At 47.0% G+C, this 16,841-nt stretch carries 13 protein-coding genes; 7 read left to right on the top strand and 6 right to left on the bottom strand.

The genetic code is table 11. The annotated features are described in order from the left end of the window. Positions 1–25: 25 nt before the first annotated feature. From C558_RS0104445 to C558_RS0104415, 7 genes are all read left to right on the top strand, one after another. Positions 26–1,204, top strand: coding sequence for a winged helix-turn-helix domain-containing protein (locus C558_RS0104445; RefSeq protein ID WP_245583727.1), 1,179 nt, complete (start codon positions 26–28; stop codon positions 1,202–1,204). Between the two features lie 272 nt (positions 1,205–1,476). Next, positions 1,477–2,850: a response regulator transcription factor gene (locus tag C558_RS0104440; protein ID WP_018755028.1), complete on the top strand. Its 1,374-nt coding sequence runs from the start codon at positions 1,477–1,479 to the stop codon at positions 2,848–2,850. 41 nt (positions 2,851–2,891) lie between these two features. Then, positions 2,892–4,550 carry a cache domain-containing sensor histidine kinase gene (locus C558_RS0104435; RefSeq protein WP_169445300.1) on the top strand — a complete coding sequence of 553 codons (1,659 nt, stop codon included), beginning with the start codon at positions 2,892–2,894 and terminating at the stop codon, positions 4,548–4,550. A gap of 171 nt (positions 4,551–4,721) precedes the next feature. Beyond that, positions 4,722–6,386, top strand: coding sequence for an extracellular solute-binding protein (locus tag C558_RS0104430; RefSeq protein ID WP_018755026.1), 1,665 nt, complete (start codon positions 4,722–4,724; stop codon positions 6,384–6,386). Between the two features lie 85 nt (positions 6,387–6,471). After that, the gene (locus C558_RS0104425) at positions 6,472–7,362 is read left to right on the top strand and encodes an ABC transporter permease (RefSeq protein WP_018755025.1); all 891 of its coding nucleotides are present in this window, start codon (positions 6,472–6,474) and stop codon (positions 7,360–7,362) included. Positions 7,363–7,381: 19 nt separating this feature from the next. Next, on the top strand, positions 7,382–8,275 hold the full coding sequence (locus C558_RS0104420) for a carbohydrate ABC transporter permease (protein ID WP_018755024.1): 894 nt from the start codon (positions 7,382–7,384) through the stop codon (positions 8,273–8,275). Positions 8,276–8,299: 24 nt separating this feature from the next. Beyond that, entirely contained in the window at positions 8,300–10,375 is a 2,076-nt protein-coding gene (locus C558_RS0104415; RefSeq protein WP_018755023.1) for a DUF5054 domain-containing protein, read from the top strand. Positions 10,376–10,481: 106 nt separating this feature from the next. Here C558_RS0104415 and C558_RS0104410 read toward each other — a convergent pair whose 3' ends face one another. The 6 genes from C558_RS0104410 to C558_RS0104385 form a co-directional block, all read right to left on the bottom strand. Next, the gene (locus tag C558_RS0104410) at positions 10,482–10,865 is read right to left on the bottom strand and encodes a VOC family protein (RefSeq protein WP_026263716.1); all 384 of its coding nucleotides are present in this window, start codon (positions 10,863–10,865) and stop codon (positions 10,482–10,484) included. Positions 10,866–10,910: 45 nt separating this feature from the next. Beyond that, a complete protein-coding gene (locus tag C558_RS0104405; RefSeq protein WP_018755021.1) occupies positions 10,911–11,723 on the bottom strand; it encodes a helix-turn-helix domain-containing protein in 813 nt (270 codons plus the stop codon). 41 nt (positions 11,724–11,764) lie between these two features. Continuing rightward, positions 11,765–12,364 (bottom strand): TetR/AcrR family transcriptional regulator, encoded by a 600-nt coding sequence (locus C558_RS0104400; protein WP_018755020.1) that lies wholly within the window; start codon positions 12,362–12,364, stop codon positions 11,765–11,767. Between the two features lie 36 nt (positions 12,365–12,400). Further along, entirely contained in the window at positions 12,401–13,306 is a 906-nt protein-coding gene (locus C558_RS0104395; RefSeq protein ID WP_018755019.1) for an SDR family oxidoreductase, read from the bottom strand. A 176-nt stretch (positions 13,307–13,482) separates the two neighbouring features. After that, entirely contained in the window at positions 13,483–14,541 is a 1,059-nt protein-coding gene (locus C558_RS0104390; RefSeq protein WP_018755018.1) for an ATP synthase beta subunit C-terminal domain-containing protein, read from the bottom strand. Positions 14,542–14,683: 142 nt separating this feature from the next. Then, positions 14,684–16,615, bottom strand: a complete 1,932-nt coding sequence (locus C558_RS0104385) for a heavy metal translocating P-type ATPase (protein ID WP_018755017.1) — start codon at positions 16,613–16,615, stop codon at positions 14,684–14,686. Between the last annotated feature and the right edge of the window lie 226 nt (positions 16,616–16,841).

The following is a 16,841-nucleotide window of genomic DNA, read 5'->3' as shown; positions in this document are numbered from 1 at the left end:
ACTAAGAATCCTTATCTGAGGTGAAATGATGTCTGCGATCACTCTTACGAAGCAACAGGCCAGAAAGTTTTTATTGTACTATCATGGTTTAAGCCGTGATGCTGCTTATATCGGCAAGGAAGGCATCCTCGCCTACATTCGCCAAGTGGGTTGTATCCAATTCGATCCGCTGAACGTCGTCGGCATGAATCACGAACTTGTCCTGCAATCGCGAATTTTTCAATTTGACCGCAGCATGCTCGGGGAACTGCTCTATCAAGATCGCAAGCTGATCGATTATTGGGATAAGTGCATGTCGATCTTTCCAATGGAAGATTGGCCTTTTTTCGTAAAGCACCGGAAACGTTATCAAGTTTGGTGTGATCAGAATCAAGAAGCTGTCCATCGCGTACATGCCGAAGTTGAACATCGGGGCGTTCTATGTTCGAGCGATATTAATGAAGAAGAGAAGGTCGAATGGGCATGGGGGCCAGCTAGACTATCACGGGCTGCATTGGAAGGAATGTATCACGCGGGTCATTTGGTCATTCATCATAAAGCAAAGACGCGCAAGTTTTACGATTTATCCGAACGGTGGATTCCAGCGGAGCTCTATGGTTCGCCAGACCCTTTTAAGACGGTCGAAGATTTCTACGCATGGTATGTGCTGCGTCGGATTGGCAGTGTTGGATTGCTGTGGAATCGGCCGAGCGATGCCTGGCTTGGGATTGGCGGGATGAAGAGCTCTCAGCGGAATGAGGCTTTTGCAAGCTTGCTCGATAAGAAATGGATTACGGAGGTGCAAGTGGAAGGCCTGCAATATCCATTATATCTTCGTACTACAGATCTTGATTGCTTGGATAAAGCCCTATCCTACGACCCACCTGTGAAACGCGCTTGTATTCTAGCACCACTCGATAACTTGCTGTGGGATCGGACACTTATTCATCAGTTATTCGATTTTGAATATCGCTGGGAAGTGTACAAGCCAGTGGCGGAGCGCAAATATGGTTACTATGTGCTTCCTGTCGTGTATGGTGATGACATCGTCGCTCGATTCGAGCCGGCCAAGCAACGGGGAAAGTCCCCATTAACCGTCCAACATTGGTGGTGGGAGGATCATGCTGTCGTTGATTCAGCCATGAAGAAGAGTATCCTAGCATGCTTTGAGCGGTTTGCCGCTTTCCTCGGGACGGAATTTGATCGACAAAGCTTGCCGTTGTAACGCAGCGTGAGAAAACCTCTATCGAGGCTTATTTCGAAGATGTGCGACCGCGGTCAAAGGTAGGTTTTATCGCCAATAAGAAACCTGTTTTCGGATGCCGAAAACTTAAACTTTCTATTGTGGTAAGAAAAAGCTCAGACGATTGCCGTCTGAGCTTCTTTGTCCTGCTTTTCTATTCCTTCAAAGCGGGGATTCTTCTTTAAACCTCCCCAAATTATGTATATAATGATTTCACACTTCTGTATCGAAAAGAAATCGAGGCGGTGAACCATATGTTGAAAGCACTGATCGTAGATGACGAAAGGCTTGTTCGCAAAGGACTCATTTCCACGATGCCATGGGAAAAATACGAGATTCTTATTATCGGGGATGTGGGGAATGGCCGAGCCGCGCTCGAATTCATGGAACAGCATCCGATCGACTTATTGTTCGTTGATTTGACTATGCCCACAATGAGCGGTTTTGAACTGATGAAGGCCGTGCGTATCCAACATCCGAGGACAAGTCTTGTCGTCCTTACTTGCCATCAGGATTTTCATTATATCCAAGAGGCGATGCGAGCTGGAGCGATTGATTATGTCGTCAAAACGCAGCTGGACAAGGAAAATATGGACGATATTCTATGTCGCATTGTTCAAAGAATCAAATTTGAGCAAGCGAATCAACTATCCAGCAGACCGCTTTCCCATCCCAATGCAGATGAAAGAACCCAAATGTTGATTGTCGCACGAAATCCACTCGCGATGGATCACCTGTATACCGATTTGCAGCGTGCAGGTATTCATTCCATCACAGCCATGGGCGAAAATGTATGGTCGCTAACCTCTACTGTGCAGGAATCGGTGATTCGGCAGTTCATTGCAGAGACGAATGAGTTCGTTCTCCTGCAGGTGTACGGTCATAAGCAGCCTTCTGTATCGGCTCTACGGCGATACCTGTTTTACGAATACGAGCCGCATCGGAAAGTATACGACGTACTGCTGCCTGCGCCGCCGGAGGACAAGAAAACCGATAAGGACCAGATCATACTCGACGAAATGTGGTTCTCCTTTCATTGGCTTCATGAGGAGACAGCTTGGAACAACCTATGCGCTTTCATCGAACGGACCAAACCAGGCGCCCCCCAGCTGCAGGACATGCTGCGAGAATTGCTGCGTCTTTGGTGCGAGTTGTCCCCCATCGGTGAATTGGACGTGAACAGGACAGACCCGATTTCTATAGGAACCTGGCGGGAATTCAAGGCATGGATTAACGAAATACGCAACCGGATTCGGAGTAGAATGAAGCAGCTTGATTATTTTGACGAGATTATCATCTCCGTCATGAAAGCGCTTCACATTATGAGGAAGCTGGAGGATTTACATGTCAATCGCGACATGATCGCGGCCAAAATCAATATGAGCAGCGGTTATTTCAGTGAATGCTTCAAAGAGATCACTGGGAAAACATTTGGCGAATATATGAAAGGTTTGCAAATCAACAAAGCGAAAACTTTGCTCGAGACAACTGCTTATCCGATTTACCGGATTGCCGAGTTGTCGGGCTATAAGGATGATAAATATTTCAGCAAAATCTTTCGCGAACGCGTTGGCACGGGTCCGATGGAATACCGGAAGGCATGTGAGAGGAGCGGATCGAATCTATGATTTTCACCTCCTTAAAATCTCGGCTGGTAGCCACCCTCTTGATGAGTACATTGATACCGCTCCTTCTGCTGGGGGCCATTTCTTATTTGGCCTTACAAAATGTGTTCCAGCAAAAAATCGAAAACGGTATTCAGAACTCGCTGGCGCAAACACGTATCAACCTCGAAAATACGCTCAGCAATATGGAATACGCATCCCTGCAGCTATCACAGGAAGGAAGTGTTGGACAATCGTTGTCCAAACTGCTTACGTCTCAAAGGGTATTCGAGCAGATGCAGTTGACGACAGAGATTCAGCGGAACATGAACCTGGTCAATTTTACGAATCCATATTTGGGTGTGATGCTCTATTATTTTTCTGATCCGAAGGAGATCCGGTTTGAAAACAGAGATATCCGCACAGATTTTGCGATCGAAGCGCTCCCCTTGTTATCCCGAGTAAAGGGTGCGTCGTTTTACGGTCCCCACACAACAGCCTACAAATACAGCCGCAATAGCGTTTTTTCCATGACCAGACCTATCGATGTACCCGGGATGAAGCCGCAGTCGGTTTACGTGTATCTCGAAACCAATCTGCTCCTATTCGAAAAAATCATTCATAAAAAACAATACGGTATGAGCGCCTCGCATATTCTCTTGGATCAAAACGGAAAAGTCGCGTACAGCGACGACCCGAGCCAGTTCCCTCCTAACTCTGATTTTTCATTGCAGAGTACCGCCAGCGATTACTTCTTCCAAGAAAGCAGTGAGCAAGGTTGGAGCATCGTGGTTGCGATTCAGAGGCGTGATTTCGAAAAGGAGTTTCGATCCTGGCTTTTGAAATACGGAGGCATCAGTCTGGCTAGCGTTGTGATGAGCATCGCACTTGCGCTGTTGGTGTGGCGAACGGTGTATCGGCCCATCCGTAAAATTTTGAAAGAAATCCGCCTGATGTCCGGCAGCAAATTTAATTCTCAGCTTAAGCTGACAAATATCCGTGAATTCGACACGGTATTGTATGAGTTCGACCGGATGCGAACGAATATCAAGGAGCTGTTCGCCGAAATTGAGCAAAAGGAACGGACGAAAGCACATTTGGAAGTGGAGAAGCTGCTTTATCAGATTAATCCCCATTTTATTCACAATACGTTAAATACAATTCAATGGATTGCACGTATGAACGGGCAGGATGAGATCGATCGGCTCGTCTCGATTTTTACTCGTGTCCTTCATTACAATCTCGGCAAGGAAGGCGCAATCGTCACACTGAATGAAGAACTCGGAGCATTGAAGGATTATGTCGCTTTACAGCGCATTCGATACGATTACCAATTCGACGTCCGGTTCGAGATTGACGAGGCGCTGCTTGTACAGACGATCCCGCGGTTTATTCTGCAGCCGATTGTCGAGAACGCCTTGTACCATGGGCTTGGAGATGAAGCCGGAGTCATTGAAGTAACCGTTGTCACACAGGACGGTTATATGAATATTCAGGTGAAAGACAACGGAGCGGGAATGACCGAGGAGGAAGTATCGCGGCTGCTCTTGCATCGAAGCGACACCAGAAAAGCCGGACTTGGCATCGGGCTGAATTATGTGGTGAGAATGATCGATGTCCATTACGGTGAATCAGGCCGTTTTCACATCGAAAGTCAAATCGGACAAGGCACGGCGATGATCCTTCAGATTCCGATGACCTCGCGTGGGGAAGGGCAAACGTAGGAATTCGGTCGACACAGGTAAGAAAACAGTCGCTGATCATGCATGTCGATGCAATCTTCGGATCGTTTTCACCCTGTCAATGACAGGATTCCCTCCCTGCTGGAACAAGCCGCATATTACAATCGAGAGGCAAGACGAATTAACTCTATTGGCAAAAAAGGGGGAAACGGAATGAAGTTGAAATGGATCGTAGGATGTCTCGTGGTGCTCATGCTTCTCACTACGGCGTGCGGCAGCAGCGGCACCGAACCAAACCCAGATACAAACCAGACCGAAGGAACAAAGGATACAGAAAAATCGCCGGACAGCGGCAAGGAAGATCCATTCGGCAAATATGATGAGCCAATTACGCTCACCTTGGGAAAATCGATCAGCACGAAAAACACCAATCTGCCTAATGGGGATACCGTCGACAACAACGAATACTACCGATATATCGAGAAGAAACTGAATGTCAAAGTGACGCATGCATGGCAGACCGAGACGCAAGAGGCTTACCAGCAAAAGCTGTCCGTATCGATCGCAAGCCAAGATCTACCCGATGCGTTCATCGTGAATGAGAAGCAGTTAAAGCAGCTGGTCGAAGCTGACCTGATTGCCGATCTGACAGACGTGTACAACAAATATTCAAGTCCGCTAATCAAAAGCTACTATGAATCCTACGGAGATCGCGTGTTGAAAAGAGCGACTTTCGACGGCAAACTGATGGCTTTCCCTGGTACTGAAATCGGCGGTCAGCATAATATGACCTGGATTCGGCAGGACTGGCTCGACAAATTAGGACTGCAGCCACCCAAAACACTCGATGAACTGCTCGCAATTGCGAAAGCGTTTACCGAAAAAGACCCGGACGGCAACGGTAAGAATGACACTTACGGATTTACGGGCCTCCCAACCTTGGCAGGCTGGAACACAGTCAACGGATTTGATCCGATCTTCGGGGCACTGCATGCCTATAAAGGTCAATGGCTAAAAGATCAAGCAGGCAGCACTGTTTACAGCTCCACCCTGCCGGAAATGAAAACCGCTCTGGCGAAGCTTCATGAATTGTATGCTGCGGGCATCATCGACAAAGAATTCCCGGTTCGCAAAGATTCAACCGAATTGATTGCTGCGAATAAGGTCGGCATTGTGTTCGGCCCGTGGTGGATTCCGTATTGGCCACTTCCAGATTCGGTCAAGAACGATCCGAAGGCCGAATGGAAACCTTACACCGCCCCGCTTGATTCTGACGGGAAATTCAATACGTATGATCAGAACCCGACAGGATCGTTCTTAGTCGTCAAAAAAGAGTACGCGCATCCGGAAGCGGTCGCCAAAGTACTTAATATGGAATACGAAGGTATTCGCAAGTTGGATCCGGCAGCGAAAGATATCTATAAAGATTTGAATGTAAGTTGGGTTATCTGGCCATTCGCGATACAGATTGGTTTCGAGGACGATGCCTATCGAGTCCATCTGGAATTAAAAGCGGCATGGGATGCAAAAGACCCATCCAAACTCAATGATGAGCTCAAAATGTGGTACGAAAACGTGAAGAAAAATGCCGAAAATCCGAAAAAAGATCTCGCAGTCTGGTCTGATTCCATGTCGCGCATGGACGGTTCAGCTGAAATCGATCCAAGCAAGCTTACTGTCATCCGCAACGTTTTCTTCGGGCAAACCAAAACAATGGAACTCAAGTGGGCCATTCTCGAAAAAATGGAGAACGAAACGTTCCTGAAGATCATTCTCGGTGAAGAGCCTGTCGATAAATTCGATTCTTTTGTCCAGGAATGGAAGAAGCTTGGAGGCGACCAAATTACCAAAGAAGTGGAAGAAGCGTCCAAGAAATAACGGCAAGTTGATCTATTGAGCTTAAGGAAGGCGCCGAGGTGTAAATACCTTGCGCCTTCACTACTTCTTGCGGGGGTGCGTGCCTATGAAGGACAAAAAAACGTTGTTTCATTATCATCTGATGTTGTCTCCCGGCATCCTATTGTTGTTCGTATTCAGCATCATTCCGATGCTCGGCATCGTTATGGCATTTCAGAATGTCATTCCGGGGAAAAAAATTTGGAAACAGGAATGGATCGGATGGGACAACTTTGCATTTATGCTGCAAATTCCAGACATCAAGCAAGTGGTACTTAATACGGTTCTGATCGCCTCGATGAAAATTGCCGCCGGCATTATCATACCGGTTGTCTTCGCGCTGCTGCTGCATGAAGTTCAGGTTCGCTGGTTCAAGCGCACCGTGCAGACGATCGTATATTTGCCCCACTTTATGTCATGGGTTATTTTAGCTGGCATCATGGTTAATATTTTATCCCTCGACGGCATCGTCAATCAGATTGCTGGTTTGTTCGGCATGGAGCCGGTTATGTTTCTGGCCAGCAACACATGGTTTCGCCATATTGTAGTCTGGAGTGACGTATGGAAGGAATTCGGCTTTGGCACAATCGTCTATCTGGCCGCATTGACCGGGATCAATCCATCCTTGTATGAAGCGGCGGAAATCGATGGAGCAAGCCGGCTGAAGAAACTCCAATACATTACACTTCCTGGTATTATGCCAACCATCATATTGTTGACAACATTAAGTCTCGGCAATGTACTCAACGCAGGCTTTGATCAAATCTTCAATTTGTACAACCCGCTTGTCTACTCGTCTGGAGACATCATCGATACGTATGTCTATCGGCTCGGTCTTGTCCAGATGCAATACGGTTTGGCTACTGCCGTTGGTTTGCTCAAATCGGTCGTAGCGATCCTACTGATTGCAATATCGTACCGATTGGCTTACAAATTCGCCAACTATCGGATTTTTTAAGCATGAAAGGAGGGTGGCTATGGTCAGATCTCGAACATTATCCAGCCAGCTCGCTGACGGCATCATCTTGTTAGTATTGGTCATCATTGCACTGACTTCCCTTTATCCGCTGTGGTATACAATTGCTCTCTCTTTCAGCGATCAGGCCGCTGCGAATGCAGGCCAAGTGACAATATGGCCAAGTGGATTCAACTTGACGTCCTATCGAATTATTCTTGATGATGAGAAGTTTTTTCGGGCATTCGGGGTTTCTATCAAACGGGTTCTTATTGGAGGGGCCCTTAATTTCCTATTAACCGTCATTATGGCGTATCCTTTGTCGCGAAGTGCCAAACAGTTCCCCGGCCGAAACATTTACATGTGGCTTCTCGTATTCTGCATGTTGTTTTCCGGAGGCTTGATCCCCTTATATATCACCATAACAACGCTTGGGATGCAAAATACGATCTGGTCGCTCGTTCTTCCGGGAGCCGTACCGATCTTCAATGTAATTCTAATTATGAATTTTTTCCGCAGCTTACCGAAAGAATTGGACGAAGCGGCCGTTGTGGATGGTGCAGGGCCATGGTATTCGCTCTTGCGCATCTATATTCCACTTTCCGTTCCCGCGATGGCAACCGTTACACTGTTCAGCATCGTAGGTCATTGGAATTCTTTCTTCGATGGGTTAATCTATATGAGCAAGCCCCAAAATTATCCACTGCAGACATACATTCAACAATTGGTCGTGAATATTACGCCGGATCTGATGAAAGAGATGACGACAGAGCAACTGATCGAATTGATGAAGGCATCGAACAAGACCTTGAACGCAGCCAAACTGATGGTCGCCATGATCCCGATTCTACTCATTTATCCGTTCTTACAGCGATATTTTGTTCACGGCATCGTATTGGGGTCTGTTAAAGAATAATCGAACATTAAGGAGAGGGAAATCGTGGCAGCCTACAAAAGAGTTCATGTTATTTTCAAAACCCATCTGGACATTGGCTTTACCGATTTAGCAAAGCATGTTGTCGAGCGGTACATGAATCAGTACATTCCACAGGCATTGGATTTATCCGAGCGTTTAACTGAGGAAGAAGGAAATGCGAATTTCGTCTGGACGACCGGTTCGTGGCTAATACACGAATATTTGCGAACGGCGACGCCGGATGCTCGCAGCCGTATGGAGGAAGCGATACGTCAGGGCCGAATCGCTTGGCATGGATTGCCGTTTACGCCGCATTCCGAATTAATGGATGCGAAGCTGTTCGAATACGGCTTGTCTCTTTCCAAGAATCTTGATCAGCAGTTCGGAAAAACAACGATTGCGGCGAAAATGACAGACGTTCCAGGGCATACCATTGGCATCGTGCCGATCCTGGCAAGACACGGTATTCAATATTTGCATTTGGGCGTCAATCCGGCTTCCAAAAAGCCGCATGTACCCGATGTTTTCGTATGGCGCGCCGCCGACGGCTCGGAAGTCATCGTCAATTATGCTGCCGATTATGGCAAGCCGTTAGAGATCGATGGACTGGAAGATGCTTTGTATTTTGCCCACACTGGCGACAACCATGGTCCTTCCAGTATCGAAGCTGTACGCGAATTGTTTGTTCACTTGCAGCATGAATATCCAGGAGCGGAAATTATAGCATCCACCTTAGATGCTTTTGCAGAGAAGCTGCTCGCATTGAAAGATCGCCTACCGGTCATCCACGAGGAAATTGGCGATTCATGGATTCACGGCGCCGCTTCCGACCCTTGGAAGATCGCTCGGTACCGGGAACTGCTTCGGTTAAGAGACAAATGGGTCGCTTCCGGCGCTTTAGACCCGAAAAGTGAATCATACTCCTTATTTTGCAACCGATTAATGCTCGTCCCAGAGCATACGTGGGGTATGGATGAAAAGGTGTATTTAGGCGATTACAGCGCCTATGCTGCCGCCGATTTCGCCGCTGCCAGAGTGAGCGATGCCGTGAAAGACAGCACTACATATAAATTTTCTTATCTGCAGCACATGGCAAAGTCGGACCGATCGTTCAGCTTGTTCGAAAGCTCGTGGCAAGAACAACGCGAATATATCGACCAGGCTTTATCCGCATTGCCTCAGGAGCTGATTAGTGAAGCGCTGGCTGCATTCGAAGGGCTTGCTCCGGAAGACAGGATCGTTTCGGATTCCAACGCGGAGCAGCTTGAATGGAATACTTGTTATGAATTGGGTCGCTTTCGCGCAGCCTTTGCTCCAGATGGATCGATTCATCAATTAGTGGATCGTAACGGAAAAGTATGGGCAAACGATGCTCACCGGTTAGGAGCCTATCGATACGAGACGTTCGACCAAGAAAATTACAACCGATTTTATAAAGAATATTCTAGAGATATGAGACTGCACTACAGCTGGGCAGAACCCGATTTTGGCAAACCGGGCATGGAATATGCGGAACCGCGGCCGGAACATACAAGTTATCAGGGGGCGCTAAGGACGATTCGATTGGAGAAGCAAGCGGATCGCGATGTTGTACGGATCGAACTAGCTATGGATGCGATCGTCTGCGAACAGTACGGCGCACCCCGCAAGTTGATCCTGGTCTATGCATTCCATAAGCAAGAGCCGCAAATCGATGTTGAACTTCACTGGATCGGGAAAACTGCCTGCCGACTGCCAGAAGCAAGCTGGTTCTCATTCGTGCCGCTCGTAGATAACCCGAATATGTGGACAATGGATAAGCTGGGGCAGCTCCTCTCTCCATTAACCGTTGTAAAAGACGGGAATCGCAATATGCATGCCGTAAACTCCGGGCTCTATTACGAGGGTGCGGACGGAAGCTGCACGATCCGAACGCTAGATGCGCCGATCGTATGTCCTGGCGAAAGAAGACTGCTTCAGTTCGATAATACATTTGCTCCTTTGGACAGCGGGTTTCATTTCAACCTGCACAATAACGTGTGGGGGACGAATTTCAGAATGTGGTTCGAAGACGATATGAAGTTTCGTTTCCAATTGCTGTTGCAGTCGTTCGGCAAGTAGAAGGAAGCTTTGGTTCAGAATGAGACTGAAAAAAAAGAAGCTCTGGCGATTGCCGTTCGAGCTTCTTTGTCTTCTTTGTCGTGCCATATCGATGCAATCATTCCACTTATTCAGCGAACGTTAATACATAGCCATTATTGTCCACGATCGCAAATTCTTTTGCACCATAAAATGTCGTATGGATCGGTTTAATGACTTCGGATTTGCCGGTAATTTTCGCGAATAGATTTTCCAGGTCATCGACTTTGACGAACAAAGTTAAACAGCCGGTTCCGCTCTCTTGTTTCAGCATAGGATATTCTTCTTCAAGGTTTTCTTTTTCTTGGAACATGAGCTGTGCGCCGCCGTTTTTCACCATTGCCCAATTCAGGATTGGCTGATCCTCATCCGGCACTGTCATCAATACCTCAAAACCAAGAACATCCTTGTAGAACGTCAATGTATCTTTTACATTGTCTACTTTTAGATTTACGGTGATATGCTGCATCATTCGAACCTCCTTCGTGTTTGTCCTTATCATATCAGCAGGTCCGGATTATTGTATTGGAAAAATAGGACATGGTTTCGTTATCAGGTGTCCCGGCGTGATACCATAATGTTTTTTGAAAGCATGGATGAAATGTGACTGATCGTAGTAGCCGCCTTGTAATGACAGATCAGACCAATTCACAGGGGATTGGCTCTGTTTCAGGAGCCTCAATACACTTTGAAATTGAATGATACTAGCATACTCTTTGGTGGAGACACCTATGAAGGACTTAAATATTCTAGCGATTTGCCGCTCTGATGTTGTGAAATATTCCGCGAGCTCTGCTCTTGTCACAATGCCGCCCCGCTCCAATATCACACTCAACATCCCGTTGAACCTTGGATCCAGAACATGATGCTTGAAAATGATCATTAATTCTTCTTCAATCCTTTTTACCTGCTGGTTCCATGATTGTTCCGGCGTGATTATATAATCATTGAACAATGATTTGTTTCCGAAGATGTCCACCACATCTAGCATGTGATTCACAAGAAATGCTGCGTCGCCTTTTAATAGAAATGGAATACTCACGGGCAAAAATCGGATCCCCAGCAAATGAACGTCTCCGATCAATGGAATCATGTCGACCTGGTTCATAATGCCTGCGAAGTGTGTCTCGCCTGAAGTAAGATCAAATAATATATCCACGCATCCGTCGGGTATAACACGATGAAGGATTACCTCTTCTAGACGGGATTGGGATGTTAGCCGCCAATAGCATGCCACATACGGTTTTAATGCATCGCTCGGCAGCATCTCGGAATAGTTCAACTGAGGATGGACGAGCGTTTCATCGATGAATTGAATGGGTACATACATGAATAACGTCTCCTCTCTTCAGCTGGTAAGTGGCTATGGACTTATTTGGTCAATATCCGCATTAAATAATCTACCTCTTGCACCCAATACCCTTCAGGTAAGTTCACATCCTGCAGCATGAGACCGGTCACGACAGAGAAGTAAAGGAACAACAGCCGCTCCGCACTGCCCTCACGGAACTCTCCAGCCTGCTGACCATTCATGAAGATCGGGACGAGCAGACGAATCGTGTCTTCCGAAGAGTATTGCTCAAGAAGCTGCTTCGCTTGCAACGGCACATCCTTGGAGGTTTGCGCTTGACGGAGCAGTAGGAAATACTGCTTATGATTTTCGTCGAGCATCTGGATGGTCAATGCTTTGATCTGTGCAAGCGGCGAACCCGGAAGCTGATGAATCTGTTTGATCGCCGTTTGCGCCTCCTCAAGCGCATCTTGCACGAGCACGACAAAGAGCTCTTCCTTTGAGCTGAAATAGCGATAGGATAAACCTTGGCTAATGCCGGCTTCGGATGCGATCATACTCATTTTCGTGCCGGCAATTCCCCGCTGCGCAAAAACTTTGAGCGCCGCCTTCTTAATCTGTTCCCTCCGCTCATCCAGAGGCGATTCGGGTTGATTTTCATCGCTTCGTTTCGTTGCCATATATGATAATCACCTTTCTTATTTAGACTATAAATTCTACGAGAGATCCAGCTGTTCCCTGCTTACTTCCCACAATCGCTTAGCGGCTTCTTGATTCTGTGCAGGCTGAGCCGGCACGGTAACTGCCATATCAGTATAATAGCAACCGTTGTGACCGTTGATCTCATCCGTATCTGCGAGCCATACCAGCGTCTCGGCCCCTTTTTCCGGGGTGCGGGAAAATCTATTCATCATCGCCATGGTCATCCGAGCCATCATGCCATTGTTCTGGTTGAAATTCGTAGCAACGAGCCCTGGATCAAAACAATGTGCCGTTACGCCTGTACCTTCAAGCCGTCTAGCCAATTCCGCTGTGAACATGATGTTCGCCAGCTTCGTCTCAGCGTAGCGAAAGGTAGAACCTCCCATAAATCTTTGCGGAAAGCTGTAGAGGCGTATAGCGTTCAAATCGTCGAAAATGATGCCTTTCTTCGCCATCTTATGGCCATGGGATGCGGTCGTCACGATACGGGCAGGCCCACTTTCTTTCAGCCGATCAATGAGCAATGTCGTGAGCAGGAATGGGGCCAGATAATTGACCGCCCAAGTCATCTCGAAACCGTCGACCGTCATTTGATGCTTATCAAATAAAGCGCCTGCGTTATTGACCAGTACGTCAATTCTCGGACATTTCTCTAGGATTTCGCTGGCCGCTTCACGAACCGATTGCAGAGAAGCCATATCCGCGATAAAAATATCCACGGTTGCACGGCCTTTTGTTATGGCATGGATTTCATCTACCAGATCCTTCGCCTTCGCCTCACTCCGTGCCACGATCCCAAGGTTAGCGCCGCGAGCTGCAAGCTCTTTCGCAGCTGCCAAGCCGATGCCGCTTGTTGCCCCCGTAATGACAACATACTTGCCTGCTACTGTCCACTTTTTGTTCTCATTGGATTTTATCACGTTTATCGATCTCCTTTGAATAGATTCGACTTTTTATGAATGAACCATTCATTCATTTCTTGTGTATATCATATTCAAATTGTTAATCATTGTCAATTACTATTTTGTTTTTGCGCCGCATACCAAAAAAACCACAGCCTCGGCTGTGGTTCTACATATCTTCAATTCCTATATTTTTAAGCTCTAACCTCTAACCGGCCTCTGAAAAACAGCTCTGAAGGATCGACAGTATCCATCTCACCATCCAAAATCCGCCGCACATCTTCTAGCGTGTCATAGAGCGATAACCACTCGCCAGATTTCTGCGTATAAGGTTCGGCGACAAAAAATGGCTGTGCAAGGAAAGATTCTAGTCGCTCGCCACGCTTATACAATTGTGTATCAGCCTCTGATATTTTATCCAATCCATGTGCAGCAACGAGTGATCTTAATTCGCGGTAGCGGCGCAGCAATTTCCGTGCACGCTGCTGTGTTGTGAGATGAATCGCGTCCAAATGCGCACCTTCTAATACCGTGGAGGTGGAGGCAATTGGATCAATGGCCGGATAAATAGAACGAGAAATAAGGTCCGCATCGAACCGCCATAACGTATCCAGAGGTCCATAGGCATCTTGCTCATCCACAACCTCACAATTCATATCGACGAGTGCAATCGTGATCGGTCTAGCTCCAACTTCCTTAAGACTTTCACGGAGAGAGAACAATTCGCCCGATAACACGGTACTTCGATCCACACCTAACACGACATCCTTCTCATCTCGAAGACTTACGATCCGCTCATAGATCTCTTCTCGCGTACTATGCTGGAACTCTGTCTGCGCAAGAATATGATTCATTCCTGGAGCATCTGAACCTGGGTTCCAGAATACCGTTGCGAAGCCGCGTTTTCTCAATCGAAGCATAAATTCAGCCAATAATACGAGCTGCCCCATATTCGGATGCGCCACAAAACCAACCGTACCTCCGCGAACAACCGGTGCAAGTAAATCCAAAGCCTTAATCCCCGTCTCAATCATCCTTATCCCACTCCCTCGAATAATGAGTTCATCCAGACTACACCCTGCAAGTGTCGCAAGGGCTACTAACGTTTTCACTTCAGCCCGACCGATTGGAATTTTGCCTGTACATAAATTGGAGACGGTCGCAGCTCTTAGACCAGCTGTCCGTGCCGCAGTTGTTAGGTTCGGAACACGTCTTCGTAATAGCGGAACGTTAAGCTGTAAATCTTCATCCATTTTTTAACACCTCCTTACTCTATATAGTAATAATAATTACTCCGTAACGCAATATGTATTTTGAAATTTTAAATAAATAATAATGACGCAAAAGGCTCATTCCAGCTGGAATGAGCCTTTTCTCATCTTCGTCGCATATGTCCTACCGTAGCAACCGAAGTCCATTCAGAATAACCAGAATTGTACTACCTTCATGCCCTACGACACCCAGCGGAAGTGGAATGCCTGAGATAAAGTTCGTTGCGATTAAAGCTACGATAACCGTAATTGAGAATACGAGATTCTGCTTCACAATCCTACGTGATCGTCTGCCTAGAATAATCGCATCGCGCAGCTTGCTCAGGTCATCATTCATCAATACGAGATCAGCAGTTTCGAGTGCGACATCACTTCCCCCTGCACCCATTGCGATGCCGACTGAAGCGGTCGCGAGTGCGGGTGCATCGTTCACACCATCACCGACCATGGCTACATAGTGGTGCGACTGCTTCAATTGCTTAATAATCGACAGCTTATCCTCAGGCAGCAAATCGGCGTACACCTGCTGGATTCCAGCCTGTCTGCCAATCGCTTCTGCGGTCTTCTGCTGATCCCCTGTTAACATGATGGTATGGATGCCAATGGCCTTAAGATCTCGAATCACACGCGACGTATCTGGGCGAATCTGATCTTGTAGTGCGATAATACCTGCGATTCCCGATGGGTTCTGTAGCACGACGAGCGTCTTCCCTTCATTCTCCATCCGTTCGATATCCAACATGATATTTTCAAATAAATAATCGGATTCCATAAAAGCCGGTTTACCGACTTTCCATGCGATTCCGTTCCGATTGGCTTGAAGACCAAAGCCTGTGATCGACTGAAAATCTGAAATGGAATGTCCTTGCAACGCATCACTTCCCGCATGGTCAACAATGGCTTTCGCAATCGGGTGATTCGAGTAACTCTCGAGTGATGCCGCAATTTCCAGCACTTCCTGTGAAGTCAGACCTTGATATGAGACCACTTCCGCAACCACCGGATGTCCGATCGTTAGTGTACCCGTTTTATCGAATGCAATCGCTTTGACACGGGACAAATTCTCAATATGCGCTCCACCTTTGAACAGAAGACCTTTACGTGCACTATTCGATATCGCGGAGAGCATTGCAGGCATGATCGAAGCGGCTAATGCACAAGGAGAAGCGACGACAATAAAGACCATCGCGCGATATAACGCAGCACTCCATGTATCTTGGAAAACAAGCGGCGGAACGACAATCAACAACGACGTCGCGAGAATGATAATCCGTGCATACATCCGTTCGAATTTCTCTACGAAGACTTGCGACTTTGGCATTTCTTGCTGTGCTTCTTGAACCATGCGAATGATTTTGGAGAATAGGCTGGATTCACTGGTCTTCGTCACTTGGATGAAAATAACACCTTCGCCGTTCAATGTCCCTGCGAATACTTCATCGCCAACCATTTTATCTACAGGAATACTCTCACCTGTAATAGAAGCTTGGTTAATGGAAGAACTTCCTTCGGTAACCATACCATCAGCTGGAACTCGCTCACCTGGTTTGACGAGCAGCACATCATCGATTTGCAATGCTTCAATGGACACGAGCATTTCCTGTCCTTCACGAATAACGCGGGCATTCTCAGGTTTGAGGTCCATCAGTGCCGAAATATCTCTTGAGCTCTTGTTCATCGTGTAGGTCTCAAGGGCACCACTCAAGGCAAAGATGAAGATCAGCATCGCGCCCTCCGCCCAATATCCGATAGATGCAGCACCTAATGCAGCAACGATCATAAGCAGGTTCACATCGAGATCCTTCTCTTTCACAAGCGTCTCGAGACCTTCCTTCGCTTTCACGTAACCGCCAACGATAAATGCCGCTGAATATAAGATGATTGAGAAAATAGGCCAAAGATCAGTCACGAACCAGGCACCAAGCGCCATCGCACCACTCAGCAATGCGGCTGCACCCTCACCATATTTCGCTTTCCATTCCTCCCAGTGCGAGTTCACTGCTTTATTGTCTACCACTTGGTCCGCGAGATGAGACATTTCTACGGATTGATTCATCATGATTATCCCCTTTGTCATTGAGAATGAGATTCGTTGTTAATACCCTAAATAAGACGCATGCTGCTTCCCTGGGTAGGAAAGCAGCATGATTGAGAATGATATTCATTTTTACACTACGCAACAAAGTTTACTTCGTGAAACTTATTTATAATTATTATAATCTAGGAATCAGCAGATGTAAACAAAAAAAATCCCCAACAAATCGACATGACGATAAATCGTT

The organism is Paenibacillus terrigena DSM 21567 (assembly GCF_000374845.1).
GTDB lineage: Bacteria > Bacillota > Bacilli > Paenibacillales > Paenibacillaceae > Paenibacillus_K > Paenibacillus_K terrigena.
Note: the sequence above shows the minus strand (reverse complement) of the source record. Positions and strands in the feature narration are given on the sequence as shown.